The following is a 24,538-nucleotide window of genomic DNA, read 5'->3' as shown; positions in this document are numbered from 1 at the left end:
CGTGAACACCTCGACCGTCGAAGGAGACGCGCCCATGCCCAGCCCGGCAGAGCTCAACGCCCGACTGCGGGTCGGCGCGCTCGAGCTGTTCGAGGCCAAGGGGTTCGAGGCCACCACGGCCGAAGACATCGCGACGGCGGCGGGAATCAGCCGCCGCACGTTCTTCCGGTACTTCCCGGTGCGGGAGGACGTGCTGTTCTCCGACCACGCGGTCTATCTGCTGCTCGTGGAAGAGCGGCTGAGCAGCGCCTCCGGCGAACCGATCCGGGTGGCGGGGGAGTCGCTGCTGCCGGTGCTCTCCGGCTTGATGGCGGATGCCTCGTTCGTGGCACGCCGTGCCGCGCTGGCGCGCGACACCGTGCCGTTGCGCGACCGCGAGGTGCTCTGGATGCGCGAATACCAGGAGTTGCTGGCGGCGCACCTGGCGCGGCAGGATCTCGGTGGCCGCAGCGCGATCTTCGCCCAGATCGTGGCGGCGGCGGTGCTGGCCGCGTTCAGCCAGGTCATCGTGCGCTGGCTGGAGTCGCCCGCCACCGAAGACCCGCGAGCCCTGTTCGCCGAGCTCCTCGACGAGATCGCGGAGTCGATGGGCGAATCCGGCATCCGGGGTCGAGGCCCCGGCCCCGAGCATCCGGAGCGCCCCGGAGTCGTCGTCATCAACTCGGGTCTCACCCCCGAGCAGATCGCCCAACTCATCGAAGGAGCCCGCCCGTGACCCGCTCCGGGCTGATGGGCCCGCCCGGGGTCGGCAAGGGCACCCAGGCTGCCCGGCTGTCTGGGCGGCTGGGCATCCCCGCGATCTCGACGCGCGACCTGTTCCGCGAGCACGTGTGCACCTCGACGCCGCTGGCGCTCGGGGTATCGGCGCTGATCGCCGCGGGCTCCTACGTGCCCGACTCGGTGACGAACGCGATGGTGGCCGAGCGCATCCGCGAGCCTCGGCGTGAACGGATGACGATCTCGCCTGATCAGTAAGCCTCGGAGCGGTGCACGAATTCGAACGCGAAGATGACCAGTCGTTCGTCTTGCACCTCGGCGAGGAGTCGGTAGTCGCCGATCCGGTATCTCCACACGCCCGTGAGGGCGCCGGTCAGTCCCTTTCCGCGCGATCGCGGATCGTCGAGCCCGGCGAGTTCGTCGAGATAGGACGTCAGGCGCGACGCGATGGTGCGGTCGAGTTTGCGAAGTCGTCTGTCGAACTCGGCGCTGGTCTCTACGGACCAACGGCTCAAAGGCCGAGCTCCCGGCGGATCTCGCCGAGAGGACGCGTCTTCTTGTCGGACGCCAGCCAGGCACTCGCGGCCTTCTCGGCCCAGGCGATCTCCTCGAGCTCTTCGAGCTGGTGGGTGATCGCCTCGTGTACCAGAGCATCGATCGGACGGCCTGTGCGGTCGGACAGCGCGGACAGACGTCGCATCTCATCGTCGTTCAGATCGATCGAGAGAGCCATGTCATCTCCTTCGCGCAGCCGCAGATGCTGCACCGAGGATATCCGCTCCGTCGTTCGTTTGACAGGCTTTGCGCTGGCCGCGGCGTTAATTCGCATGCTGCCCTACTTTCGTAATCAGTCGATCGGTGAATCGTAGGGAGTGCGGCAATTCTACAAACACGCACCGACAGCCGGGTGGCCTGTGGACAGGGCTGCGCCGCGATAGCGTTGACGGGTCGCCGCGGCACGGGGCCGGGCGACGGATGGGGGAATGCGGATGTCGGTCGGACTGCTGGCGGTTGTGGACGACATCCTGACCGCGGCGCTCAAAGCGAGCGCCAAGACGGCGGGGGTCGTGATCGACGACGCGGCCGTGACACCGCAGTACGTGCAGGGGCTGACGCCGGCGCGCGAGCTGCCGGTGGTGCGCAACATCGCGCTGGGGAGCCTGTTCAACAAGTTCGTGATCATCATCCCGATCGCCCTGCTGCTCACCGCGTTCGCGCCGTGGGTGCTGCCCTATCTGCTGATCATCGGCGGAACGTACCTGTGCTTCGAGGGCGCCGAGAAGGTGCTCGAGTGGTTCGGGTTCCACCACGCCGCGGGGGAGACCGAAGACCGGGACGAGCGCAAACTTGTGTTCGGCGCCATCCGCACCGACCTCATCCTGAGCACCGAGATCATGCTCATCGCACTCGCCAGCCTCGATGCCGACTTCGGCATCTGGATGACCCTCGGGGCGCTCGCCGTCATCGCGCTCGCGATGACGCTGCTCGTCTACGGCGCCGTGGCACTGCTGGTGAAGATCGACGACATCGGCCTGCAGATGATGAAGAATCCGGCGCGCCGGGTGCGCCGCACGGGTGCGCGGATCGTGGCGTCGATGCCGGCGGTGTTCCGCGTGATCAGCATCGTGGGCACGGTGGCGATGCTCTGGGTGGGTGGTCACCTGGTGATCGCGAACCTCGCCGAGACGTTCTGGACGGGCCCGTACGACCTGCTGCACGTCGTGACCCACGCCATCGAGGCGGCCGGCCCGGTGATCGTCTGGATCGCGGACACGGCCGTCTCGGCGGTGTTCGGCCTCGTGCTCGGCCTTCTCGTGGTGGCGGTCGTGCTCGGGCTGACGCGCCTGTTCCGCCGCACCCCCGCCGAGGCATCCGCGCACTGACGCTGGCCCGGCCCCGGAGCATTCACCGGGGCCGGGGCCCGGATGGCGGATGCGTCAGTACTTGTACGACTGCCCGCCGTCGATCGGCACGACCGTCGCGTTGACGTAGCTCGCGTCGTCGCTGAGCAGGAAGGCGACCACGGCGGCGATCTCGGGGGCCTCGCCGTAGCGCTTGGTGGGGTTCGACTGGATGAACTGCTCGGCGGCGGCACGCGGGTTCTCGGGGTCGAGCTGCTTCATCGAGTTCTCGACCATGGGGGTCCAGATGGCGCCGGGCGCGATGGCGTTGATCCGGATGCCGAACTGACCGTACTCCACGGCCGAGTTGCGGGTGAGCCCCACGACGCCGTGCTTGGCCGCCGCGTAGCCGGACTGGTTGCCGATGCCCCGGATGCCGCCCACGCTCGCCGTGTTCACGACCATGCCGGAGCCCTGCTCGCGCATCACCTTGAGTACCTTCTCCAGCCCGAGGAAGACCCCGCGGAGGTTGATGGCCACGACCTTGTCGAACTCGGCGGCGGTGAATTCCTCGGTGAGGTTCTGGCGGCCCTCGATGCCGGCGTTGTTGAAGAAGCCGTCGATCCGGCCGAACTTCGCGACGGTGTCGGCGACGTAGCGGTCGACGTCTTCTTCCTTCGAGACGTCGGCGATGAGCGTGAGCACCTCGGCGCCCGGGGCGGCGGCCTCGATGGCCTCGACGGATGCGGCGAGACCCTGCTCGGAGACGTCGACGAGGGCGAGCTTGGCGCCCTCGGTGGCGAGGCGCACGGCGGTGGCGCGGCCGAGGCCGGAGCCTCCGCCGGTGATGAGGACGACGCGGTCGGTGAAGCGGTTCACGGTGATGCCTTTCGAGCGAGATGGGTTCGCCGGATGGGCGAACGCGGGCACTCGAGTCGTTTGCGTGGACCGGTCCGGCGCACGCCGCCGGCTCAAGCTGCCGGACGGATACATCCGGCGTTCTTCACCCTCCATGATACGCCTGTATCTACAGCCAATGGTCAGCGCGAGTCTGTGACGCTGCCCTGCTCTTTCGGTCCTTCAGGCTCGCCCGCACCGTCGCCCTCGCTCTCGCTCTCGTCCTCGCGCGTGCCGCGCGGCGAACGGCCGCCCGCGGGGCCGCCGCCGAGGGAGAGGGTGGCGGCGAAGCCGATGGCGAGGAAGCCCGCGGCCGCGAAGGCCGAGTACTTCGTGCCGTCGGAGAAGGCGATCTTCGCGTCGTCCGCCACGCTGCTCGTCGACGGGTCGGCCTCGAGCCCCGCGATGGCGGCGCCGGAGCTGTCGACCACTTGGGAGACGAGCTGGTCGCGCGTGGACTCCGGGACGCCCGCATCCGTCAGCCGGCTGTCGAGCTGGGCGCTCGCCGTGGTGAAGAGCACGGTGCCGAGGATGGCGATGCCGAGTGCCGAGCCGATCTGGCGGGCCGTGCTCTGGGTGCCCGACCCCTGTCCGCTCTGCTCGAGCGGCACATCCTTCAGCACGACGCCCGTGAGCTGCGCGGTCGCCAGTCCCACGCCGAACCCGTAGACGAAGAGGAACGGGATGAGCAGCCCCCAGGCGGTGTCGGGCGCGATGACGAAGCCGAGCCCCGCGACACCCACGATCTCGGCCGCGAGCCCCACGCGCACGATGATGACGGGCGCGATCCGGTTGCCGAACGCGCCGGCGAAGCCCGAGGCGACGAAGGATCCGATGGCGAGGGCCACGAGGATGAGCCCTGTCTGCAGGGCGTCGAAGCCGAGCACGTTCTGCAGCCAGAGGGGGAGCGAGAGGATGATGCCGAACTCGCCGAGCGACACGATCATCGCGGCCAGGTTGCCGTTGCGGAAGCTCGGGATGCGGAAGAGGTCGAACGCGAGCATCGTGCTCTGCCCCCGGTGCATCCGTCGCCGTCCCCAGAGCACGAAGCCGAGGCCCGCCAGGATCGTGATGGCGAACGCGATGGGGATGGGGGAGAGCTCGAACGGCCAGCTCCAGTCGCCGATGGTGAGCGGGGTGTCGGTGAGCCACCAGCCGTAGGTGCGGCCCTGGATGAGCCCGAAGACGAGGGTGGCGCTGGTGACGACGGAGAGGAGGGCGCCGACCCAGTCGATGCGCTGCGGCAGGGCGCCCTCGGCGGTGGCCCGCGATTCGCGCACGAAGATCAGCAGCCCGACGATGATGATCACGCCGAGCGGGATGTTGATGCCGAACGCCCAGCGCCACGAGAAGTAGGTCGTGAGCCAGCCGCCGAGCAGCGGACCCACGGCGGTCATTCCGCCGATGGTCGAGCCCCACACGGCGAAGGCGATGGCGCGATCGCGGCCGCGGAAGGTGGCGTTGATGATCGACAGGGTGGTCGGCAGCACCATCGCGCCGCCCACGCCCTGGATGACGCGGGCGCCGATGAGCAGGTCTCCCGTGGGCGCGAGGGCGGCGAGGATGCTCGCCCCGGCGAAGATCGCGACGCCCAGTATCAGCACCCGGCGTCGCCCGAACCGGTCGGCGAGGGTGCCGAACACCAGCAGGAGCGCGGCGAACACGAGGGTGTACGACTCCTGCACCCACTGCACCTGGGTGGAGGAGATGCCGAGGTCGTCGATGATCGACGGGATGGCGACGTTCACGATCGTCGAGTCGACGATGATCAGGGCCACCGCGATGCTGATGAACACCAGCCCGATCCACCGTGTGCGTGACGACATCGCGACCTCCTGCTGCTCTCGCGGACTATTTCGCTAACCAGCTTAGCTACTATTTCGCTTGATTGCTTCGTCGCAACTAAAAGGGTCGTGTCGCGGCGGCGCCGGAATGCGATCCCCCTCCGCCGGCCGCGCATCTCGAGCCGGGGACGATCCGAACGACTCCAGAAATCTTTCGGCCGGGGTGCATCCAAAACGGGGTCCACACGGGAAGTGGGGGGTGAAAGCAGTTTTCCCCCTGCTCCTCGTGAGCACGATCTGGAGGTACTCATGCGTAAGATCCTCATCTCAGGGCTGGCCGCCGGCGCTCTCATCGCCGTCAGCGCCGCTCTCCCCGCAGCGGCCGCCGATGGCGACGCGTCGCTGTCGGTTCTGCACGCGGTTCCGGGCGTCACCGTCGACGTCTATGTCGACGGGGCCCTGACCCTCGACGACTTCACGCCGGGCACGCTCGCCGGGCCGCTGGCGCTGCCGGCGGGAACGTATTCGGTGGCTATCACCGCATCGGATGCCGCCGACGCGAGCGCCCCGGTCATCGGCCCCATCGACCTGAACCTGGCCGCCGGCGGCAACTACACTGCGGTCGCGCACCTGGACCCGGCCGGCACCCCCACCGCCACGCTCTACACGAACGACACGGCTACGATCCCGGCCGGGCAGGGCAAGCTCACCGTGCGTCACGACGCCGCGGCACCGGCCGTCGATGTGCTCGCCGGTGGAACCCCGGTGATCACCAACCTCTCCAACCCGGCCGAGTCGGTGCTCACCCTGCCCGCGGGAACGGTCTCCGCATCCGTCGCCGCCACCGGAACCACCGACCCCGTGATCGGCCCGGCGGATGTCACGGTCGCCGAGGGCACGAACACGATCGTCTACGCGTGGGGCAGCCTCGCCGACGGTAATCTCGCCCTCGCGGTGCAGACCATCGGCGGCCTGCACTCGAACCCCGACGGAGTGCCCGCGGGCAGCGCCGGTCTGGTCGCCACCAACCAGCCGGCCGACAGCGCACCGGTGTGGATCGGTGCGGTCGTGCTGCTGATGCTCGCCTCCGCGGTCGCGGCTGTGGCGGTGCGTCGGCAGAACGCGGCGAAGGACGCCCGCTGACCGAGCGTCGGCTGCCGACCGCCCTGGCCGGGGCGGAACCCCCGCTCGCCCCGGCCAGGGCATCCGTCGTGCTCGCGGTCGTCGTCGGGACGGCGGTGCTGCTGAGCGGCTGCGCTCCGGGAGGCCCGGCTGCGGATGCCTCGGCAGCGACCCCGGCGGTGGTCGCTGCCTCGGCGTCGCCGACGCCGCATCCGAGGCCGACGCCGTCTCCGGATGCGGGCGGCCCGGCGGTCGTCACCGGCGTGCCCGACGTGCCGAGAACGGACGCGGGACTCGGCGCGGCGACCAGCGCGCCGACCGTGCCGCCGACGCGGGTGCGGGTGCCCGAGCTCGGGATCGACGTGTCGGTCGCCGAAGAAGGGGTCGACGCCGACGGGGCGTTGGCCCTTCCCTCCGACCCGGGTATCGCCTCGTGGTATCGCTGGGGTCCTTCGCCGTGGAGTGCGGCGGGCGCCACCGTGATCGCGTCGCACGTGGACTCGCTCGACTACGGCATCGGGCAGTTCGCACGCCTCGCGGGCGCGCCGGTGGGCACGGCCATCGCCGTCGAGGCCGCGGATGGACGGGTGGGGGCCTTCGCGGTGCAGACCGTCGAGCTGCAGTCGAAGACTCAGATCGACTGGAGCGGCGTGTTCGACCGCACGGGCGCTCCGCGGCTGGTGCTGGTGACCTGCGGCGGCGAATTCGACTACGACACCGGTCACTATCTCAGCAATGTGATCGTGACCGCCGTTCCGATCGCGTGAGAGGAGGGCGGGTATGCTCGACCCGATGGCGACGGCGCCCACTCCGCGCCGCGAGCATCCGAACGGTCCGGCCCGCGATCATGCGGGGGTGTGGAGGAGGCGGTGTGTCCCGGTGACGGATCGATTCTCCGCTGGAACGGCCGACAGCAGCTCTGGCAGCACCTCTGACAGCACCTCTCCCGGTGACGACGCCGACGCTCCTGACACAACCGCCGCCGCCGCAGACCGTGCGCTCTTCGCCGCGTTCCGCGACGGTGATGAGCGGGCGCTCGCCGAGGCGTACTCGCGCTGGTCGGCCCTCGTGCACACGCTCGCGCTCCGGTCGCTGGGCGATCCGCGCGATGCCGAAGACGTGACACAGAAGGTCTTCGTCTCGGCGTGGAGGGGGCGGGCGGGCTTCGATCCGGCCCGGTCGCCGTTGGGGGCGTGGCTCGTGGGCATAGCCCGGCACTGCATCGCCGACACGCACGAGGCGCGCAGCCGACTACGCCGGGCCGAGGAGGCGCACGTCGTGCGCACGCCGCCGGCCGAGGTCGACGACACGGCGAAGCTCGCCGACAGCCTCGTGATCGTGGACGAGCTGAACCGGCTCGAGCCCGTCCCGCGCCAGGTGATGAAGCTGGCGTTCTACGATGATCGCACCCACGTGCAGATCGCCGACGACCTCGGTCTTCCTCTCGGCACGGTGAAGAGTCACATCCGTCGAAGTCTCACTCGGCTCCGAATACGTCTGGAGGTGAACGATGACTCATATCGATGACGATGCACTCGCGATGATCGCGTTGGGCGATTCCGGCCCGAGCACCGCCGAGCGCGCTCACCTGGCGGACTGCGCCCGCTGCTCGGAGGAGCTGGCGGCACTCAGTCGCGCCGTGCAGCTCGGCCGAGCCGAGGATGCCCCGGAGCTCGTCGCTCCGTCGGCGGATGTCTGGACGCGCATCAGCGCCGAACTCGGCCTCGCGGCGGAGACGCCGGCGCATCCGGATGCTCGTCCGTCATCCGTTCCCGCCTCGCCCGCCGCGCAGTCCCCGTCAGTTCAGCCGGCCTCGCCCGACCAGCCGCCCACCGCATCCGCCGCGCCCGCCGCGCCGCCCGCCGCATCCGCCGCGCCGCCCGCCCCCCACCACGTGAAGCGCCGACGCCGGCTGTCCGGTCGATCCCGCATCTGGGTGCCGCTGGCCGCCGCCACTGTCGTTCTGGCTGTGGTCGCCGGTGCCGGCCTCGGAGTCTGGTGGCAGACGGCGCAGCAGTCGCCGCGCGGCATCGCGGTCGCCGGAGCCGAGCTCACTCCGTTCCCCGGTTGGCCGGATGCGCGGGGCAGTGCCGTGGTGGAGCAAGACCCCGACGGCCGCCACCGCGTGGTCGTCGACGTCGACCCGCAGACCGACGCCGGTGGCGGCTCCTCGCCGCTGCGTGAGGTGTGGTTGATCCGCTCCGACGGAACCGGCCTGGTCAGCATCGGATTCCTCGACGGCCCCGAGGGCTCGTTCGACATCCCCGACGGAATCGACCTCGACCAGTACTCCCTGGTCGACATCTCGGCCGAGGCCGACGACGGCGACCCCACGCACTCCGGCGACTCGATCGTGCGCGGCGAACTCCGCGCCCTCTGACCACACGGAAAGCGGTCAATACGCCGGCCGGGCCCTCCAGGGTGAAGGCCGGATCCGCTCTCACCGAGGCGCGGTGGACGCCCTCCGGTGCAGCTCGGGCAGTGGCTCGGTGAGCAGGACCTCGCGCGGGGCGTCGGCCGGCTCGAGCAGCCGCCGAACCGCGGTTACTCCCATCTCGTACAGCGGAAGGCTCACCGTCGTGAGCGACGGGACCAGGTGCTCGCTGATCCAGGTGTCGTGCACGGCGGCCACGGAGAGGTCGGCCGGGATCCGCAGCCCGAGGCCGGCGGCGGCGCCCAGGATGCCGATGCCGATGAGCGTGTTGCCCGCGATGAGAGCGGTGGGGTGGCCCGCATCCGTCGCCCCCCAGCGCGCGACCAGCTCGTGCAGCCCGGCGCGCCCGCCGTCGGCCGACCACTCGCCGAACACGAGGTCCTCGTCACGCAGCTCGAGCCCGGCATCCGTCAGCGACGACCGGATGCCCTCCTCGCGCAGCCTGTTCGTCATCGATTCGCGGGGCCCCGAGACCAGTCCGATCCGGGTGTGCCCGAGGGCGAGCAGGTGCTCGGTGAGGATGCGGCTCGCGGCCGGCTCGTCGGGGTAGACGTAGGAAACGGCGACCGCCTCCGCCACCTCCTCGCCGGGCCGTGGGGGAGCATTCACCACCACGGTCGGCACGGCGCGGGCGATGTCGGCGATGCGCTGGTCGAAGCCCTGGTGGCCACCCTGCACGATCAGGCCGTCGACGCGGCGGCCGCTGACGAAGATGGTGAAGGCCTCGTCGTCGGCGAGCAGTTCGTCGATGTCGCCGAGCACCAAGAAGTACTGGTGCTCGCCCGCTTCGGCACGGGCTCCCCGCATCAGCTCGAGGTAGATGGGGCTCGAGAGATCGTGCACCACCAGGCCGATCAGCCCGGTGCGGCTCGCGCGCAGGCTCTTCGCGGCCACGTTGGGCACGTAGCCCAGCTGGGCGGCCGACTCGAGGATGCGCGCCTTGGTCTCGGGCGTGGCCCGGGCGCTCGGGTGCCCGTTCAGCACCCGCGAGGCCAGGGGAGCCGAGACGCCGGCGAGCCGGGCGACGTCGGCGAGACGGACGGGCCCGGCACCGGCCCCGGCCCCGGCCCTGGCCGTTCGCCCTGGCGCGGGCGACGATGCGGAGGACGACGCGGGCGGCATCGCGGGTGGTTCGGGTCCGTCCATCCCTCCACTATGCCGGTTGTTCCGCCCGGGAGCCGACGACGAGCTTGCGCGTCTCCGGAAGCAGGAACATCCCGAGCGCGGCGAGCAGCATCAGAACGAGGCAGTACAGCGCCACCAGCCAGAACGAGTCGACGGCCGCGGTGAGTGCCGCCGCCACGAACGGCAGGGTGCCGCCGATGAGCGCGCCCGTGATCTCGCGGCTGAAGGTGACGCCGGTGTAGCGGTGGCGCACGTCGAACAGCTCCGACATGAAGCCCGACTGGGCGGCCAGCATGGCGTCGTTGCAGAAGGTGAACACGAGCACGAGGGCGATCCAGATGAGCACGGGCGTGCCGGTGTTCAGCAGGAAGAAGAACGGGTAGACGAGCACCGCGGCCCCGATCGCCCCGGCGAGGAACACGGGCCGGCGCCCCACCCTGTCGCTGAGCCAGCCCGCGGTCGGGATCGTGACGAGCTTCAGCAGGTTGCCGATCAGGATGCCGGTGAGGCCGATCCAGGGCGGCGCGCCCACGACGGTGGTGAGGTAGGTGAGCGCGTAGACGGAGGGCAGGTAGCTGGCGACGTTCGGCCCGATGCTGGCGAGCATGGCGAGCGGGATGCGCCGCCCCTCGGTGCGGAACAGCTCGGTGAGGGCCACCCGCGGCACGGCTCCACGCGCCTTCACATCCGCGAACTCGGGGCTCTCGCTCACTCGCAGCCGGATCACGATGCCGGCCGCGCACACCACGATGCTGAGCAGGAACGCCACGCGCCAGCCCCAGGAGAGGAAGGCTTCGGCCGGGAGGGTCGTGTTGAGCACGGTGAGCACACCCGTGGCGAGCAGGGCGCCCACGGCGTTGCCGGCACCCGGGATGGCGGCGTTGAGTCCGCGCGATCCGTCGTTCGAGTGCTCGGCCGCGAGCAGGGTGGCCCCGGCGTATTCGCCGCCGGCCCCGAATCCCTGGAGCACCCTCAGCACGATGAGCAGCACCGGTGCCGCCACCCCGATGGTGGCGAAGTCGGGCACCAGCCCGATCAGGGTCGAGGAGATGCCCATCAGGACGAGGGTGAAGAAGAGCATCTGCCGTCGCCCGTAGCGGTCGCCGAGGGTGCCGATGATCACGCCGCCGACGGGGCGGGCGAAGAACCCGACCGCGAAGGTGGCGAACGAGGCGAGCGTCGCGGTCAGCGCATCCTGGGTGGGGAAGAACACGGCCGGGAACACGAGCGCGCTCGCCGTGGCGTAGAGCGAGAAGTCGTACCACTCCAGCGCCGTGCCGACGGTGGCGCCCACCGTGGCTTTGTTGATTCGAAACGTCATTGTTCTGGTCATCCTTTCAGGGCGAGGCGGACGGAGACGGTGACCGGGGTCGTCGCTCCGTCGCGATCGGTGGCGGATCCGGCGAGCCGGAGGAATCCGCCGAAGTGGTCGACGCGGGCGAAGGCCGATCCGCTCGTCGAGATCTCGGTGCCCTCGTCGAGCCAGCGGATGCCGTCGGCGCTCAGCTGCACGCGAAGGGTGAGGGTGGTGCCCTCGTCGGCGTCGTGGACTTCGACGAAGAAGAGGGCTTCGTCGGCCCAGCCGCACTCGAACGGATGCGTGAGCACCTCGTTCTCGAAGGGCTGCCGGAGTTCGATCACCGAGGTGGAGAAGGTCTTCACGAGCGTGCTCCCGTCTCGACGGAGATGACGACGGAGTCGATGAACAGCGAGACGCGCCGGTCGGTGCCGGCCTCCACGAAGAAGACGGGGTTGAGCAGGCCCTCGATGTCGTCGTAGGCGGGGGCGAGGGTCGGATGCGCGCCCGCGGGGAATCGCAGCGTGCGCGAGCCGGCGGAGAACTCCTCGTACCGCCGGTTCTCGAGGTCGATGGTGAGCGAGAGCGGGGTCCAGTTGAGCTTGTCGTCGGACTCGTTGTAGATGAGGGGCTGGTAGCCGTTCTCGAACCAGGTCGTGGCGGCGGTCGAGCCGTCGCGGTGGCGTTCGCCGAACCATTGCGGGTCGATGCCGGCCTTGTGCCAGCCGTCGGTGCCGTAGCTCCATTCCCGGTCGGTGGCATCCGTCGGGCTGTAGAACTGCCAGCGGCGCACCGGTTCGCCGTCGATGGCGTTCACGTAGCGCACGCCCGGCATGTACCGGTGCTGCGCGTCTTGCAGGTCGACGAAGAAGCCGAAGGCGCGCAGGTCGTTCACGCCCAGCCCGGGACGGTCTTGTTCGGCCTTGTAGGCGACGAGGGCCTCGATCCGGAGGCGTCGTGCGCGCGGGGGCACGGCGAGGCGCTTGATGGCGAGACCCATCGATCCGGCGGCCGGCGGTTGATCGGCGGCGGCCGCGGCGGCCCGGCTCGACACCTTGAGCGAGTACGTGCCCTGGGCCGACCCGTGGGTGCCGCCGAACGCGAACGTCGCGGAGCTGAGCATCGTCGGGCCCCAGTGGATGAGGTCGATCTCGTCGGAGTGCTCCCGGAATCCCTCCGCGACGAAGTTGGGCCGCAGGTCGAGCCATCCGTTCATGCCGGTGTCGAAGTCGTCGGCCACGAGCACCCGGGGGAGCGGGTCGAAGTAGCCGGATGCCGGGGTGATGCTCATCGTCGAGGGGTGTCCATCCTGTGTGTGGCTCGATTGCGGTGTGAACAATCGATTTACCAATCATGCGCACGGCGCCGTCACCTGTCAAGCGGGCCGCGTCGGATCGGGGGTTGACGCGTCACTTGCATTTTGCAAGTATGTCGGCATGAGCCTTTTCATCACCTGCCCGGTCGAGAGCGTCGACCGCGCGACCACCTTCTACACGGCCCTCGGCTGGACCCTCAATGCCGAGATGTCCGACCACAACGTGTCGTGCTTCGCGATCGCGCCCGAGCAGTACGTCATGCTCGGCAGTCGCGAGATGTACGCGAGTGTCGGCGCCACCGAGGAGCTCGTCGGCGGCCCCGACACCCCCTCGAAGGTCACGGTCTCGTTCGACCTCGGCAGCCGTGAGGCGGTCGACGAGCTGGTCGAGCGTGCCGGTGCGGCCGGCGGGCGGATCGGGGACATCGACGACTACCCCTTCATGTACCAGCGCCAGTTCGATGACCCCGACGGCTATCACTACTCCCCGTTCTGGATGAAGCCGGACGCCGATCCGACCGCGTGAGCGATCTGGCCGCCGCTCTCGACGTCGTCGGCGCGCGCTGGGCCCTGCTCATCGTGGAGCGTCTCCTCGACGGCCCCCAGCGCTACGGCGACCTGCAGCGCGACCTGGGCGTGCCGACGAACATGCTCGCGACCCGCCTACGCGAGCTCGAGGCGGCCGGCATCCTGTCCCGTCTGCCCCTCCGCCACAACACCCGCGCCTACGCCCTGACCGACCGCGGTCTCGCCCTCCGCGACCCGATCGTCGCGCTCGCGCGCTGGTCCGCCGAGGAAGCTACGCCGCAGTCGCCTCGGCAGCTTCCTTGAGGAGCTGACCGACTCGCTGCTTGGATATGTGAAGCACCACCCCGATGTCATCCAAGGTGAGTCCTCCCTCTCGAAGCTCGAGCACGGCCGCCCGCGCCTTGGCGGCGGCGACGGCGTTGTAGTGCCGAGACAGCTCCCGCGCTTCGTCAGCGCTCTTGATCTCCTTTGCGGCCGAACTGGGCACGACCGGCCGTAGCTCGAATTCGATGGACGATTCCGGCTCCCCGGTAACGAACGAGATCGCTTCCCGGATCTCGTCTGCCTGCGACAGTCGCTTGACCTGCGAGATGGCTCCCGGTGCATCCTCGGCCTGGAGAACCCACCACTTGCCGGTCCACTCGGCTGTCACTATGTAGCGATTCATCGCCACCATCCCTTTCCGAAGACTCCGTCGAACTGAGCCCAGAACTTGCGAGCCGTGACATCGTCGATCTCGCTGTGCCGACCCAGCGTTGACCTGTGGCCACCTATCGAGACGCCCGTGTGGTTGGACAACTCGACCTCGGCATAGTCGAGACCGCTCCGTTTGGCCTGAGTCTGCAATTTCTTGAGGACAATTCGTCTCTTCACGATAGTCGTCCAGATCGCACTTGACAAGAGTGTCTAGGTCGCAGTTGACGAAACAATCGTGACATCGGATCCCTCCCGGTATGGCCGCCACAGCGGCTTGAGACGTAGGGAGTGAAGGGACTCTATCGAGTGCGGCCGACAACGGATGAAGAACGCGCGCCGTAACGCGAGGTCATCCGCCCGCACGACCGCGCCCGGCTGGCGTAGCCTGCTAGGGCAGTGCGCACAACGAAGCCTCGCGTCCCGGTCAGGGACACGCCTGCGACGTCCCTATCCGTGGAGTCGCGCCCGCGGCTTCCCAATCCGAGGAGCACACCGCTATGGTCACCACCATGAACGCCCACATCGTCGGCCGGAGCAGCATGCGGGCGGGTCTCGCGCGGGCGGGGTTCTGTCGATGACGAACGTGACCTTCCAGATCGACAGCACTCGTTTCGACGAGAACTACCGCCCCCTCCACAACTCCCGCATCACCACGAACTTCGCCAACCTCGCCCGCGGCGAGAAGCGCCAGCAGAACCTGCGCAACACCTTCGCGATGATCGACGGTCGTTTCAACGACCTCGCCCCGCACGACAACGAAGCCGGCGACCGCTACACGGTCGAACTCGACATCATCTCGGCCAGCGTCGACGTCGATGGCGAGGGCATCCGCGACGCCGTCCCCCTGATCGAGGTGCTGCAGACCACCATCATCGACCGCCGCACGGGCGAGCGCATCAAGGGCACCGTCGGAAACAACTTCTCCTCCTATGTGCGCGACTACGACTTCAGCATCCTGCTCCCCAAGGGCAAGACGGCCGGCTTCGGGGAGCTGCACGGCAACCTCTTCAAGGCCTTCCTGGCCTCGGATGCCTACGCGCAGCATTTCGACAAGCCGCCCGTCATCTGCCTGAGCGTCTCGACCAGCAAGACCTATCACCGCACCGAGAACGAGCATCCGGTTCTCGGCGTCGAGTACCGCCAGAGCGAATACTCGGCGACGGATGCCTACTTCGCTCAGATGGGTTTGAGCGTGCGCTTCTTCATGCCCCCTCGCAGCGCAGCCCCGCTGGCGTTCTACCACCTCGGCGATCTGACGGCCGACTACACCGACCTCGAGCTGGCCGCCCTGATCAGCACGATGGAGACCTTCCAGAAGATCTACCGTCCCGAGATCTACACGGCCAACTACACGGCGGGGGCGTCGTTCCAGCCCAGCCTGACGAATCCGGATTTCTCGCCCACGTCGATCGACTACGACCGCGAGGAGCGCAGCCGCCTGGCGCTCGAGCAGGGCAAGTTCGCCGAGGAGCACTTCATCACGCCGCACAAGACCGCTCTCGAAGAGTGGTCGACCGACTTCGCGGCCCAGGCACACCAGCTCGATCTGCAGGGAGAACGTTCATGACCAAGCTGCTTCCCACCTCGACCGCGGGCAGCCTGCCCAAGCCTTCGTGGCTCGCGGAGCCCGAGAAGCTCTGGTCGCCCTGGAAGCTCGAGGGCGACGCGTTGACCGAGGGCCGGCAGGATGCTCTGCTCCTGTCGCTGGCCGAGCAGCAGCAGGCGGGCATCGACATCGTGAGCGACGGCGAGCAGACCCGCCAGCACTTCGTGACCACGTTCATCGAGCACCTCAGCGGGGTGGATTTCGAGAACCGTGAGACGGTCAGGATCCGCGACCGCTACGACGCCTCCGTGCCGCGGGTCGTCGGTGCGGTGACCCGTGAGAAGCCGGTCTTCGTCGAAGACGCGCGCTTTCTGCGCGCGCAAACCGACCAGCCGATCAAGTGGGCCCTGCCCGGCCCGATGACCATGGTCGATACCCTTTATGACGCCCACTACGGCAGCCGCGAGAAGCTGGCCTGGGAGTTCGCGACGATCCTCAACCAGGAGGCGCGCGAGCTGCAGGATGCCGGAGTCGACATCATCCAGTTCGACGAGCCCTCGTTCAACGTCTTCTTCGACGAGGTGAACGACTGGGGTGTGGCCGCTCTGGAGCGGGCGATCGAGGGCCTCACGGTCGAGACGGCGGTGCACGTCTGTTACGGCTACGGCATCAAGGCGAACACCGACTGGAAGGCGACCCTGGGGGAGGAGTGGCGCCAGTACGAGGCGATCTTCCCGAAGATCCAGGCGTCGGCCATCGACATCGTCTCGCTCGAGTCGCACCACTCGCACGTGCCCATCGACCTGATCGAGCTCATCCGGGGCAAGAAGGTGATGGTCGGAGCCATCGACGTGGCCTCCGCCGACGTCGAGACGCCGGAAGAGGTCGCCGACACGCTGCGGAAGGCGCTCGAGTTCGTGGATGCCGACAAGCTCTACCCCTCCACCAACTGCGGCATGGCGCCCTTGCCCCGGTCGGTCGCTCGCGGCAAGCTCGCCGCGCTGGCTGCCGGCGCCGACCTCCTGCGAGCCGAGCTGACGGCCTAGCCGCGAGGCGAGCGTACGCTCAAAGCAACGGGCGCGAGCGACACTGGGGGCGATCTTGGGCGAGGGTACGGAACATTCGGTCACCGACGAATGGGACTCTCGGTCACGGCTCGACGAGCGGGTTGCGGCCCTTGAGAGGATCGCCGTACTCCTGCCGGCGCTCGCGGCGGCAGCGCTGCTGCGTCGGTCGGCCCAGCCATGATCATCGTTGGCAAGCGCGGAGCGCGCGGCAATCCCGTGCGCTTCGGTGCCCGGATGCTCGGCTCGGCGGGTTACTGCCGCGCGCTTCGCGCTTGCCCTCGATGACGGTGCCCGGCTCTCGAAGGCGGGCGCGCCTGATCAGGCAGTGGACGTTGGATGATGCGTCGCCGTGTGGTCGGCCCCACGCAATCGTCGCTCGGGCTCGGGCTCGAGGTCGAGGTCGAGCCGCGCCCTACCCTCACGCACCGAGCTACCGGTGACGCTCGAGACGAGTTCGACCGGGCTGATGAAGTTCTGCGACCGACTCAACCCTCGTTGCGGAGGTCGCTGCGCGACCGCACCTCGACCTCCTCAGCAACCCGCACCCGCAGCGCCGAAATCACCCGCCCCACCTCCTCGTAAGCGGCCATGACCTCCAGCAGTTCCTCGTCGCTGAGCTCAGCCATCCCGGCGTTGATCTCGTCCACGACGCTGCGGAGTTTGGCGGTGATCTCTTGGATTCGAGTGGCAGTGAGCATACTGAGATTCTATCAAAGAGATCTGACGAAACCTCAATTAATCTCGGTCGATCATTCGTAGTGAATGCCGGTCTCCGGGCCCCGCCCTCAGCTGTCGCGCAGCGCCTCGGCCGGGTGCACCCGGCTCGCCCGACGACCCGGCAGGATCGACGCGAGCACCGAGAACCCCACTGCCCCGCCGAGCACCGCCACCACGAACCACGGCGAGAGCACCGGCCCGCTGAACCCCTGCACGCCGAACGTCGAGTTGGCGCCGACGAACCCGTAGAGCACGCCCAGCAGCAGTCCCAACACCGCGCCGACACCCGCGACGACGACACTCTCGACGAGCACCATGCGCCGGGCCTGGCGCGCCGTCAGCCCCACGGAGCGCAGCACCGCGATCTCGCGCTGCCGCTGCAGCACCGACAGCGACAGGTTGCTGCCCAGCCCGATGGCCGCAACCAGAACCGAGAAGGCGGTGAGCACGTAGACCACGACCAGCATCACCATGATGAACTGCGAGACCTGCTCGAGCTCGACGGCATCGCCGAAGTAGGCGCGGGTCTGGGCGAGGTACATCTCCCCGGCGACCGTGAACATCGTCACGAGCGTCACCCCGATCAGCACCGACACGACGGTACGAGCCGTGCGCACGGGGTTCGCCCGCAGGTTCGCGCCGGCCAACAGATCTGCCCCGCGGCCTCGGAGCAGCCGTGTCACACCGCCGACCATGGGTGTGGTGAATGCGGGCGCACCGAGGATGATGCCCACGATCGAGAGCACCCCGCCCGGAAAGGCGATCAGCAGCCCGAACGGCGACACCAGCCCGGCGATCACGCCGAGTGCGAGAAACCCGCTGCCCACGACGGCGAGCACGATCCCGGCGATTCCTCGACCACGGGTGGCGGATGCAGGCAACTGGGTGCTGCCGGCGTCGCTCCGAGCGCCCTCGGCAGGGGAGACGCGGGCGACGATCTTCGCCCCGCTCGAGGCGGCGAGGGTCGAGACCGCGAGGCACACGACGGCGGGAACGATGACGAGCTGCGGCGTCCACGCGAACTCGAGCCCCGCACCGAACGAGGCGTTCAGGACGCCGATGGCCGCCAGCGACACGAGGATGCCCAAGGCGATTCCGGCGATGGCTCCCGCGGCTCCCACGGCGAGCCCGTCGATGCGCGATGTCCGCCGGATCTGCCGCGAGGTCGCCCCCACCAGCCGCAGCAGCGCGATGTCGCGCCGGCGTCCGGCGTAAACGGTGGCGAACGTGCCGGAGATGACGATCGCGGCGGTCAGCACCGCGATCCCGAGAAAGACGAGCCCGACGGATGTGAGGGCCGCGCGCACCGGAGCGGCATCCTGCATCCCCGTCGTCGACAGCGCTCGCACGAACACCTCGATGGTCTCGAGCAGCAGCACCGCGAACGCGGCGACCACGGCCACGACCGCGACCCCGGCGGCGTACCGCCCGGCGGTCTCCCGCAGCTCGCGCAGGGCCCAGAGCCTCATTCGGACACCGCCGGCAGGTGGTCGGCCTGCATGGTCGCGGCCGTGGGCCCGGCCGGCTGTCCTCCGGCAAGTCCGTTCGTCTGCACGCCTCCGATACCAGCGATATGCGCGGTGGCGTGCCCGCTCGTCCGCCCGCTCACCCGCGCGCTGATCTGCTCGGCGGTGCCGCCGTCGAAGTCGTCGATCACGGCACCGTCGCTCATCAGGATGACGCGGTCGGCCACGCTCGCGGCCCGCGGGTCGTGCGTGATGAGTACGACGGTCTGGCCGTACTCGGTCGATGCCGACCGCAGCAGCCCCAGCACCTCGTCGCCCGACGCGCTGTCGAGGGCGCCCGAGGGCTCGTCGGCGAAGATCACGTCGGGTCGGGTGACCAGCGCGCGAGCGATCGCCACGCGCTGCTGCTGTCCGCCGGAGAGCTGGTGCGGCCGGTGGTCGAGGCGATCACGGAGGCCGAGCCGGGTGACGACGGCGTCGATCCACGCCTCGTCGTCGCTGCTCGGCCGCGACCCGGCGAGAAGGAACGGCAGCCGGATGTTCTCTTCGGCCGTTAGCGCCGGCAGCAGGTTGAACGCCTGGAACACGAACCCCATCCGCTGACGCCGGAGCAGCGTGAGCGGTTCGTCGCGCATCCCGGTGATCTCCTGCTCCGCGAGCCACACCTGCCCCGACGTCGGGGTGTCGAGCCCGGCGAGCACCTGCAGCAGCGTCGACTTCCCGGATCCGCTCGGCCCCATGATGGCGGTGACCGACCCGGCGGCCACGTCGAGGTCGACGCCCCGCAGGGCGTGCACGGGCGACTCGGCCGAGCCGAAGACTTTGCTGATCCCGCGCGCAACGACGGCGCGGGTCTGAGGGGGCTGGGGTGCTGAAGTGCTCATGGGGTCAACGGTAGGGATCCCGGGTAGCCTGCCGAATCGGCCTCCGGGACCATCCTCGCGCGCCCGCCGGCCCCGGTTTGGTCCCGAGGTATGACGCGTTCCGACCGTCGGGCCCTGGTCACTCGACCGGGCCCAAGACAGGCTAGCCGGGGTGCTTAGGCGCTGAGCAGCGGCACGATCCGGTCGAGCTCCCCGGCCTTCGCCTCGGTGACGACCTCCAGGTCATACCGGGTCTGCAGATTTGTCCAGAACCGATCAGAGGTGCCGAACGCCCGAGCGAGACGTGCAGCGGTATCGGGGGAGATGCCGCGCTTCCCATGAACGATCTCGTTGATCCGCCGAGCGGGCACGTTGATCGCCTGTGCAAGCCGGTACTGACTGATCTCCAGCGGCTTCAGAAACTCCTCGAGGAGGATCTCTCCCGGGTGGATCGGCGCGTGTGCGGTAGCCATGGTTCCCCCTCTCAGTGGTAGTCGACGATCTCGACGTCGACCGGACCGGTAGGGGTCCAAACGAAGCAGATGCGCCATTGGTCGTTGATTCGGATGCTGTGCTGACCTTCGCGATCTCCCGTCAGCCGCTCGAGGCGGTTGCCGGGTGGAACACGGAGCTCATTCAAGTTCTCAGCCGCGTCGAGGATGAGGAGCTTGCGGTTCGCCATTCGCTGCAGATCGGGCCCGAACCGACGAACATGCTGCCGGTACCAAACCCGCTCCGTGGTGAGGTTGGCGAACGAGTGGATCATGCTCAATAATAACGGGTCGCGTTACTAGTGGCTAGGTGAGTAGTTGCTACCCAATTGAGTCGGAAGAGCGCGCACTCGCGCTCAGGGCTTCGCGGATCCTCTCCGGCTCGCCGCGAGGGTGATCGCCGCAACGCAGATTGCCGCGATGGCCACGCCGAGCGGCAGGAGGGGGAGCGGACGCCCGGTGGCAGCGAGCGTGGAGCCCCCGGCCGCCGCGCCTGGATCCGGCAACACCGCAGGCGACGGGGACGCGGTGGGCGAGGGGGTCGGCGTGGGTGCCGGCGTCGGCCCATCCGCTTCCACGGACAACGTGTATTGCCCCAGCGACCCGTATTGCGGCGCCGACGGTGATTCGAACTGGGTGTTGTCGGCGACGTCGCCGTATCCGGTGCCCGACACCGTCGCCATGTAGTCGCCAGCCGGCAGGACGAGGTGCGCCGAGGCGTCGAGCCCGGTGGCGTAGACGTTGAAGAAGTCGCCGGCATCGCGGGCGGGAGGGTCGATGCGGGCGACCTCGATCCCGGAGGAGTCGGTGACCGTGAGCAGGATTCCCAGGTTCGGCCCCGTCGAAGCCGGTCGCGCGTAGAGGTCGACTCTCCCGCCGGTGGAGGTGAAGTGGAAGGAATCCCGATCGGTGTTCGTGCTGATGACACCTGAACCGGATGTGGTGAAGGAGCCCGCAGTCTCAGCAGAGTCCCCGAAGTCATCCGCTCGATATGCGATCCGCCCACTCACGTACCGATCGATCGCCAACCGAACCGCCGAATACAGATCGGGCACCGACGGGCAGAAGTCCTGCGTGCCCGGGATCATGAACGCGATGCCGTCGACCTCGCAGTATCCCTTGTCGTCGGGCAGAAGCATCCCCTCGCTCGTCGGACCGGCCTTATCTGAGCGAAGTTGCCAATCGGATACCACCTCAGCCCGGATAGTCGACCGGGTGGCGTGACTACTTCAGTCGGCTCGCTTCAGTACGCAATTTTCACAAGTCTTCTGACTGCTGTTGATTCGGTCTGGTTGTGTTTCCGAACGCGGTTTCGCATGTGCGCGGAATTCCCTATCGCGGTCTCAGAAGGAAACTCAACATGTCAATCGGAGCTCTGACAAGAGCAACTGCGAAGCTCGCGACCGTCGGGATGATCTCTGGCTCTCTGGTGCTAGGCGCCGGCGTGGCTGGCGCTGCGGCGGCACCCGCGCAACCTGTGGGGGTGCAGCATTCTCCCGCGCAGTGCTATTTGTACCAATTCGATGCGATCGCCGGGGGACTGCTCTACTACCTGTGCATACACGACGTCATTCCGCCGTTTCCCCACTAATTTCCCGTCAGTAGATGACCTTTCTGACGACGAGAATGAGGGCGCTTACGAGGAGAACCAGGAGAAAGGCGAGGGCGAAAGCATTCGCGAGGGGGCTGGGCCCTGGGCCCCGTATTACCCACTCGACACATCCGCCCGTCACGCTGCCGAGCGCGATCGCTCCCGCTCCGATAGCGCTCGGCAGCGTTGCCGATCCGGACGCCTTCGACCGTCGGCTGAGCGAAAACACGAGAACACTGACAATCAAGAAGCCCAGGCATGCCAGCGATGCCAACGCGGCATCATCGATCGCACGCATGGCGACGGGGGGAATCAGCCCGCCAACGATCGAGCTGATCGTTGTGGCAAGAACGATCATGACGCGGCGTGCCCGGTGCGGAGGGTGGGAAGCGGAGCCGAACAGTGCGTTCGCCGATACCAAGAAGGCGGCGGCGATGACGAATGCGGCATACAGAGCGACCAGCGTAACCAGGTTCATTGCGGCACCAATCCCATGCGCAGACGATATCCACTCCGAAGAGGATTATCGACGACTGCCGCAAAATTGTGAGCTTAAATCAAGCTTCGAGGGGAAGTGAGGCACCCGTCCGGCACGTCACCCGTGCGTGGCGCGGCACAAGAGACCGACTGCTAACCTCCACGCATGGCCATTCCCACCATCCACGAAGCCCTGGCCGCCTTCGTGGCCGAGCGCGACTGGGCCCAGTTCCACACCCCCGAGAACCTCGCGAAGAGCATCTCCATCGAGGCGGCCGAGCTGCTCGAGCTCTTCCAGTGGTCCCCGGATGCGGACGAGCAGCAGATCCAAGACGAGCTCGCCGACGTGCTCACCTACGCCTACCTCCTCGCCGCCCGGCTCAAGCTGAACCCCGAAGACATCGTCCGCGCCAAGCTCACGAAGACCCGCGAGAAGTACCCCGTCGAGAAGGCCCGCGGCACGTCCACGAAGTATGACCAGCTCTGAGATCGTCCGCCTCCCATTCGACAAGGACGAGGTTGGCGTCTGGGCGCGAAGCGGCGACAAGCGCATCACCAACTGGCCGGTCGTCTACATCCTCGACGACGACACGACCAGCGCACGCCGGGCATCCGATCGCCGCAAGATCTACGTAGGCGAATCCCTCAACGTAGCCACCCGCATGCGCCAACACCTCGCGAGCATCGAGCGCAGCCACCTCACCAACCTCCGCGTCATCCTCGACGAGACCTTCAACAAGTCGGTCTGCCTCGACCTCGAATCGTTCCTCATCGAGATGCTCAGCGGCGACGGCGCCTTCGAGGTGCTCAACCGCAACGACGGCATCGTCAACGCCGACTACTACAACCGTGCCTTCTACCAAGACAGCTTCGACGCCATCTTCGACCGCCTGAAGCTCGACGGCGTCTTCACCCGCACCATCCCCGAGATCATCAACAGCGACCTCTTCAAGCTGAGCCCCTTCAAGTCGCTCACCGACGACCAGGCCTTCGCCGTCGAGGGCGTCGTGAGGAGCCTCTTCGACGACCTGCGCAGCAACGACTTCAGCACCACAGTCATCCAGGGCGACCCCGGCACCGGCAAGACCGTCGTCGCGATCTACCTGCTCAAGCTGCTCGCCGACATCCGCGCATCCACACCCCTCGACGCCCTCGACGACGACGGCGACTCGCTCTTCTCCGAGTTCTTCACCGACGAGCACCGGATGCTCCTCCGCGACCTCCGAATCGGCTTCGTCATCCCGCAGCAGTCGCTCCGCAAATCGGTGCAGAAGGTCTTTCGAAAGACCCCCGGACTCGACCCGTCAATGGTGCTGACGGCATTCGACGTGGGGGAGTCAGAGCAAGACTTCGACCTGCTCATCGTCGACGAGACGCATCGCCTGAACCAGCGCGCGAATCAGCCGGCGGCGGCCTTGAACATCAAGTTCCGCGACATCACGACGAAGCTGTTCGGCCACGACGACACCTCGAAGACTCAGCTCGACTGGATCACGGCCAAGAGCACCCACCAGATCTTCCTGGTCGACCCCGCGCAGAGCGTGAAGCCGGCCGACATCCCGATCGCGGCCCTCGAGCGGCTCGTCGCCGATGCCAAGGCAGCCGATCATCACCACCCCCTTCTCTCGCAGATGAGGGTGCGGGCCGGTTCCGACTACGTCGGCCACGTGAGGCGGATGCTCGGTGCCGCAACCGGGTCAGGCTCGCAGCCGCCCGCATCCGTCCCCGACTTCGGCGACTACGACTTCCGGATGTTCAACGACGTCTCCGAGATGCGTGCGGAGATCGTGCGCCGAGACCGCGAGGTCGGCCTCTCGCGCCTGGTCGCGGGCTACGCCTGGGAATGGAAGACGAAGGGCAACAAGCCGGGCCACGACATCGAGATCGGCGAGCTGCGGATGCGCTGGAACAGCACCCAGACCGACTGGATCGCGTCGCCGGGTTCGCTCGACGAGGTGGGTTCGATCCACACGGTACAGGGCTACGACCTCAACTACGCCGGTGTGATCATCGGCCCCGACCTCCGCTTCGACACGACCACCGGCCGCATCGTCGTCGACCGCGCCTCCTACTTCGACAAGAAGGGCAAGGAGGCCAACAAGGCGCTCGACCGTGTCTACTCCGACGACGACCTGCTCTGGTACATCCAAAACGTCTACGCAGTGCTGCTCACGCGAGGCATCCGAGGCACCTACGTCTACGTCCACGACCCGGCGCTACGCGAGCAACTCCGGCTGTTTATGCCTCACAGCGGACTAGCCAGTCGGACCGCCGAGATTGCGAACCGACGCCGGTTCTCGTCCGTAATCTCGTCCGAATTGACCTGACTACTGTCGAAGTCTTCAGTGAGCAGCCTTGCCATGCTTCGGCGGACTCCACCCGAGATCGACAGATACCATGCCTCTGCGTCAAACTGCGACTCGGGTCTACAAGTCGTGCCGTTGGACCAGTACGCAGTGCGGACCATTACGACTGCAACAGCTTCGAAAGTCGCAGTGTCACGGTCGACCTTGTCGTCCAAGACACCGAGAAGTGATGCGTCGTAGCGAACTGCTTCGCGTGCG

General features: G+C 68.0%; 29 protein-coding genes. 13 read left to right on the top strand and 16 right to left on the bottom strand.

Annotation, left to right across the window (positions count from 1 at the left end; translation table 11 throughout):
• Positions 1 to 34: 34 nt before the first annotated feature.
• Both ACN4JJ_RS15140 and ACN4JJ_RS15135 read left to right on the top strand, forming a co-directional pair.
• A complete protein-coding gene (locus tag ACN4JJ_RS15140; protein ID WP_440710715.1) occupies positions 35 to 715 on the top strand; it encodes a TetR family transcriptional regulator in 681 nt (226 codons plus the stop codon).
• Positions 712 to 975: an adenylate kinase family protein gene (locus ACN4JJ_RS15135; RefSeq protein WP_440710714.1), complete on the top strand. Its 264-nt coding sequence runs from the start codon at positions 712 to 714 to the stop codon at positions 973 to 975. Before ACN4JJ_RS15140 ends, ACN4JJ_RS15135 begins: the two co-directional genes overlap by 4 nt.
• Here ACN4JJ_RS15135 and ACN4JJ_RS15130 read toward each other — a convergent pair.
• Both ACN4JJ_RS15130 and relB read right to left on the bottom strand, forming a co-directional pair.
• Positions 969 to 1,232, bottom strand: coding sequence for a type II toxin-antitoxin system RelE family toxin (locus ACN4JJ_RS15130; protein WP_440710713.1), 264 nt, complete (start codon positions 1,230 to 1,232; stop codon positions 969 to 971). The two genes, ACN4JJ_RS15135 and ACN4JJ_RS15130, sit on opposite strands and share 7 nt — an antisense overlap.
• Positions 1,229 to 1,546 carry a type II toxin-antitoxin system RelB family antitoxin gene (relB, locus tag ACN4JJ_RS15125; protein WP_440710712.1) on the bottom strand — a complete coding sequence of 106 codons (318 nt, stop codon included), beginning with the start codon at positions 1,544 to 1,546 and terminating at the stop codon, positions 1,229 to 1,231. Before relB ends, ACN4JJ_RS15130 begins: the two co-directional genes overlap by 4 nt.
• A 160-nt stretch (positions 1,547 to 1,706) precedes the next feature.
• On the opposite strand from relB, the gene ACN4JJ_RS15120 reads away from it, so the two are divergent.
• Positions 1,707 to 2,600, top strand: coding sequence for a DUF808 domain-containing protein (locus ACN4JJ_RS15120; RefSeq protein ID WP_440710711.1), 894 nt, complete (start codon positions 1,707 to 1,709; stop codon positions 2,598 to 2,600).
• Positions 2,601 to 2,654: 54 nt separating this feature from the next.
• Here ACN4JJ_RS15120 and ACN4JJ_RS15115 read toward each other — a convergent pair whose 3' ends face one another.
• The gene (locus tag ACN4JJ_RS15115) at positions 2,655 to 3,437 is read right to left on the bottom strand and encodes a glucose 1-dehydrogenase (RefSeq protein ID WP_440710710.1); all 783 of its coding nucleotides are present in this window, start codon (positions 3,435 to 3,437) and stop codon (positions 2,655 to 2,657) included.
• A gap of 161 nt (positions 3,438 to 3,598) precedes the next feature.
• Positions 3,599 to 5,281 (bottom strand): MFS transporter, encoded by a 1,683-nt coding sequence (locus tag ACN4JJ_RS15110; RefSeq protein ID WP_440710709.1) that lies wholly within the window; start codon positions 5,279 to 5,281, stop codon positions 3,599 to 3,601.
• 267 nt (positions 5,282 to 5,548) lie between these two features.
• On the opposite strand from ACN4JJ_RS15110, the gene ACN4JJ_RS15105 reads away from it, so the two are divergent.
• The 4 genes from ACN4JJ_RS15105 (at position 5,549) to ACN4JJ_RS15090 (ending at position 8,741) form a co-directional block, all read left to right on the top strand.
• A complete protein-coding gene (locus ACN4JJ_RS15105; protein WP_440710708.1) occupies positions 5,549 to 6,382 on the top strand; it encodes a DUF4397 domain-containing protein in 834 nt (277 codons plus the stop codon).
• Between the two features lie 68 nt (positions 6,383 to 6,450).
• A complete protein-coding gene (locus ACN4JJ_RS15100) occupies positions 6,451 to 7,128 on the top strand; it encodes a class F sortase (RefSeq protein WP_440710707.1) in 678 nt (225 codons plus the stop codon).
• A 112-nt stretch (positions 7,129 to 7,240) separates the two neighbouring features.
• Positions 7,241 to 7,888 (top strand): RNA polymerase sigma factor, encoded by a 648-nt coding sequence (locus tag ACN4JJ_RS15095; RefSeq protein ID WP_440710706.1) that lies wholly within the window; start codon positions 7,241 to 7,243, stop codon positions 7,886 to 7,888.
• Positions 7,872 to 8,741, top strand: a complete 870-nt coding sequence (locus tag ACN4JJ_RS15090) for an anti-sigma factor (protein ID WP_440710705.1) — start codon at positions 7,872 to 7,874, stop codon at positions 8,739 to 8,741. Before ACN4JJ_RS15095 ends, ACN4JJ_RS15090 begins: the two co-directional genes overlap by 17 nt.
• A 60-nt stretch (positions 8,742 to 8,801) precedes the next feature.
• On the opposite strand, the gene ACN4JJ_RS15085 is transcribed toward ACN4JJ_RS15090, so the two are convergent.
• From ACN4JJ_RS15085 to ACN4JJ_RS15070, 4 genes are read right to left on the bottom strand one after another with little or no spacing between them, the layout of a single operon-like run.
• Positions 8,802 to 9,941, bottom strand: coding sequence for a LacI family DNA-binding transcriptional regulator (locus ACN4JJ_RS15085; RefSeq protein ID WP_440710704.1), 1,140 nt, complete (start codon positions 9,939 to 9,941; stop codon positions 8,802 to 8,804).
• 7 nt (positions 9,942 to 9,948) lie between these two features.
• Positions 9,949 to 11,241, bottom strand: coding sequence for an MFS transporter (locus tag ACN4JJ_RS15080; protein ID WP_440710703.1), 1,293 nt, complete (start codon positions 11,239 to 11,241; stop codon positions 9,949 to 9,951).
• Positions 11,242 to 11,249: 8 nt separating this feature from the next.
• Positions 11,250 to 11,582 carry a hypothetical protein gene (locus ACN4JJ_RS15075; protein ID WP_440710702.1) on the bottom strand — a complete coding sequence of 111 codons (333 nt, stop codon included), beginning with the start codon at positions 11,580 to 11,582 and terminating at the stop codon, positions 11,250 to 11,252.
• Positions 11,579 to 12,508, bottom strand: a complete 930-nt coding sequence (locus tag ACN4JJ_RS15070) for a DUF6772 family protein (RefSeq protein ID WP_440710701.1) — start codon at positions 12,506 to 12,508, stop codon at positions 11,579 to 11,581. Before ACN4JJ_RS15070 ends, ACN4JJ_RS15075 begins: the two co-directional genes overlap by 4 nt.
• Positions 12,509 to 12,653: 145 nt before the next feature.
• Here ACN4JJ_RS15070 and ACN4JJ_RS15065 point away from each other — a divergent pair, with 145 nt between their 5' ends.
• Both ACN4JJ_RS15065 and ACN4JJ_RS15060 read left to right on the top strand, forming a co-directional pair.
• Positions 12,654 to 13,058 carry a VOC family protein gene (locus tag ACN4JJ_RS15065; RefSeq protein WP_440710700.1) on the top strand — a complete coding sequence of 135 codons (405 nt, stop codon included), beginning with the start codon at positions 12,654 to 12,656 and terminating at the stop codon, positions 13,056 to 13,058.
• A complete protein-coding gene (locus ACN4JJ_RS15060; RefSeq protein WP_440710699.1) occupies positions 13,055 to 13,363 on the top strand; it encodes a winged helix-turn-helix transcriptional regulator in 309 nt (102 codons plus the stop codon). The genes ACN4JJ_RS15065 and ACN4JJ_RS15060 overlap by 4 nt, the downstream gene beginning before the upstream one ends.
• Here the strand turns inward: ACN4JJ_RS15060 and ACN4JJ_RS15055 are convergent.
• A complete protein-coding gene (locus ACN4JJ_RS15055) occupies positions 13,332 to 13,727 on the bottom strand; it encodes a hypothetical protein (protein ID WP_440710698.1) in 396 nt (131 codons plus the stop codon). The genes ACN4JJ_RS15060 and ACN4JJ_RS15055 overlap by 32 nt on opposite strands.
• Before the next feature lie 603 nt (positions 13,728 to 14,330).
• Between ACN4JJ_RS15055 and ACN4JJ_RS15050 the strand changes: the two genes are divergently transcribed.
• Both ACN4JJ_RS15050 and ACN4JJ_RS15045 read left to right on the top strand, forming a co-directional pair.
• On the top strand, positions 14,331 to 15,323 hold the full coding sequence (locus ACN4JJ_RS15050) for a putative oxygenase MesX (RefSeq protein ID WP_440710697.1): 993 nt from the start codon (positions 14,331 to 14,333) through the stop codon (positions 15,321 to 15,323).
• Positions 15,320 to 16,348, top strand: a complete 1,029-nt coding sequence (locus tag ACN4JJ_RS15045; protein WP_440710696.1) for a methionine synthase — start codon at positions 15,320 to 15,322, stop codon at positions 16,346 to 16,348. The genes ACN4JJ_RS15050 and ACN4JJ_RS15045 overlap by 4 nt, the downstream gene beginning before the upstream one ends.
• Positions 16,349 to 16,854: 506 nt before the next feature.
• On the opposite strand, the gene ACN4JJ_RS15040 is transcribed toward ACN4JJ_RS15045, so the two are convergent.
• The 7 genes from ACN4JJ_RS15040 to ACN4JJ_RS15010 form a co-directional block, all read right to left on the bottom strand.
• A complete protein-coding gene (locus tag ACN4JJ_RS15040; protein ID WP_440710695.1) occupies positions 16,855 to 17,067 on the bottom strand; it encodes a hypothetical protein in 213 nt (70 codons plus the stop codon).
• 87 nt (positions 17,068 to 17,154) lie between these two features.
• Positions 17,155 to 18,555 (bottom strand): ABC transporter permease, encoded by a 1,401-nt coding sequence (locus ACN4JJ_RS15035; protein ID WP_440710694.1) that lies wholly within the window; start codon positions 18,553 to 18,555, stop codon positions 17,155 to 17,157.
• Complete coding sequence (locus ACN4JJ_RS15030; RefSeq protein WP_440710693.1) at positions 18,552 to 19,436, bottom strand: ABC transporter ATP-binding protein; 885 nt, start codon at positions 19,434 to 19,436, stop codon at positions 18,552 to 18,554. The genes ACN4JJ_RS15035 and ACN4JJ_RS15030 overlap by 4 nt, the downstream gene beginning before the upstream one ends.
• A gap of 155 nt (positions 19,437 to 19,591) precedes the next feature.
• Positions 19,592 to 19,888, bottom strand: coding sequence for a HigA family addiction module antitoxin (locus ACN4JJ_RS15025; protein WP_440710692.1), 297 nt, complete (start codon positions 19,886 to 19,888; stop codon positions 19,592 to 19,594).
• 11 nt (positions 19,889 to 19,899) lie between these two features.
• Positions 19,900 to 20,181 (bottom strand): type II toxin-antitoxin system RelE/ParE family toxin, encoded by a 282-nt coding sequence (locus ACN4JJ_RS15020; RefSeq protein WP_440710691.1) that lies wholly within the window; start codon positions 20,179 to 20,181, stop codon positions 19,900 to 19,902.
• Positions 20,182 to 20,262: 81 nt separating this feature from the next.
• Positions 20,263 to 21,045, bottom strand: coding sequence for a flagellar hook assembly protein FlgD (locus ACN4JJ_RS15015; RefSeq protein WP_440710690.1), 783 nt, complete (start codon positions 21,043 to 21,045; stop codon positions 20,263 to 20,265).
• A gap of 459 nt (positions 21,046 to 21,504) precedes the next feature.
• Positions 21,505 to 21,975: a hypothetical protein gene (locus ACN4JJ_RS15010; RefSeq protein WP_440710689.1), complete on the bottom strand. Its 471-nt coding sequence runs from the start codon at positions 21,973 to 21,975 to the stop codon at positions 21,505 to 21,507.
• Between the two features lie 165 nt (positions 21,976 to 22,140).
• Here ACN4JJ_RS15010 and ACN4JJ_RS15005 point away from each other — a divergent pair, with 165 nt between their 5' ends.
• Complete coding sequence (locus ACN4JJ_RS15005) at positions 22,141 to 22,461, top strand: nucleotide pyrophosphohydrolase (RefSeq protein ID WP_440710688.1); 321 nt, start codon at positions 22,141 to 22,143, stop codon at positions 22,459 to 22,461.
• Positions 22,448 to 24,301 carry a DNA/RNA helicase domain-containing protein gene (locus ACN4JJ_RS15000; RefSeq protein WP_440710687.1) on the top strand — a complete coding sequence of 618 codons (1,854 nt, stop codon included), beginning with the start codon at positions 22,448 to 22,450 and terminating at the stop codon, positions 24,299 to 24,301. Before ACN4JJ_RS15005 ends, ACN4JJ_RS15000 begins: the two co-directional genes overlap by 14 nt.
• Positions 24,302 to 24,538: the final 237 nt, after the last annotated feature.

Source organism: Herbiconiux dendrobii (genome assembly GCF_052048175.1).
Classification (GTDB): Bacteria; Actinomycetota; Actinomycetes; order Actinomycetales; family Microbacteriaceae; genus Herbiconiux.
The sequence above is the reverse complement of the archived record's forward strand: the minus strand, read 5'-3'. Positions and strand labels throughout refer to the sequence as shown.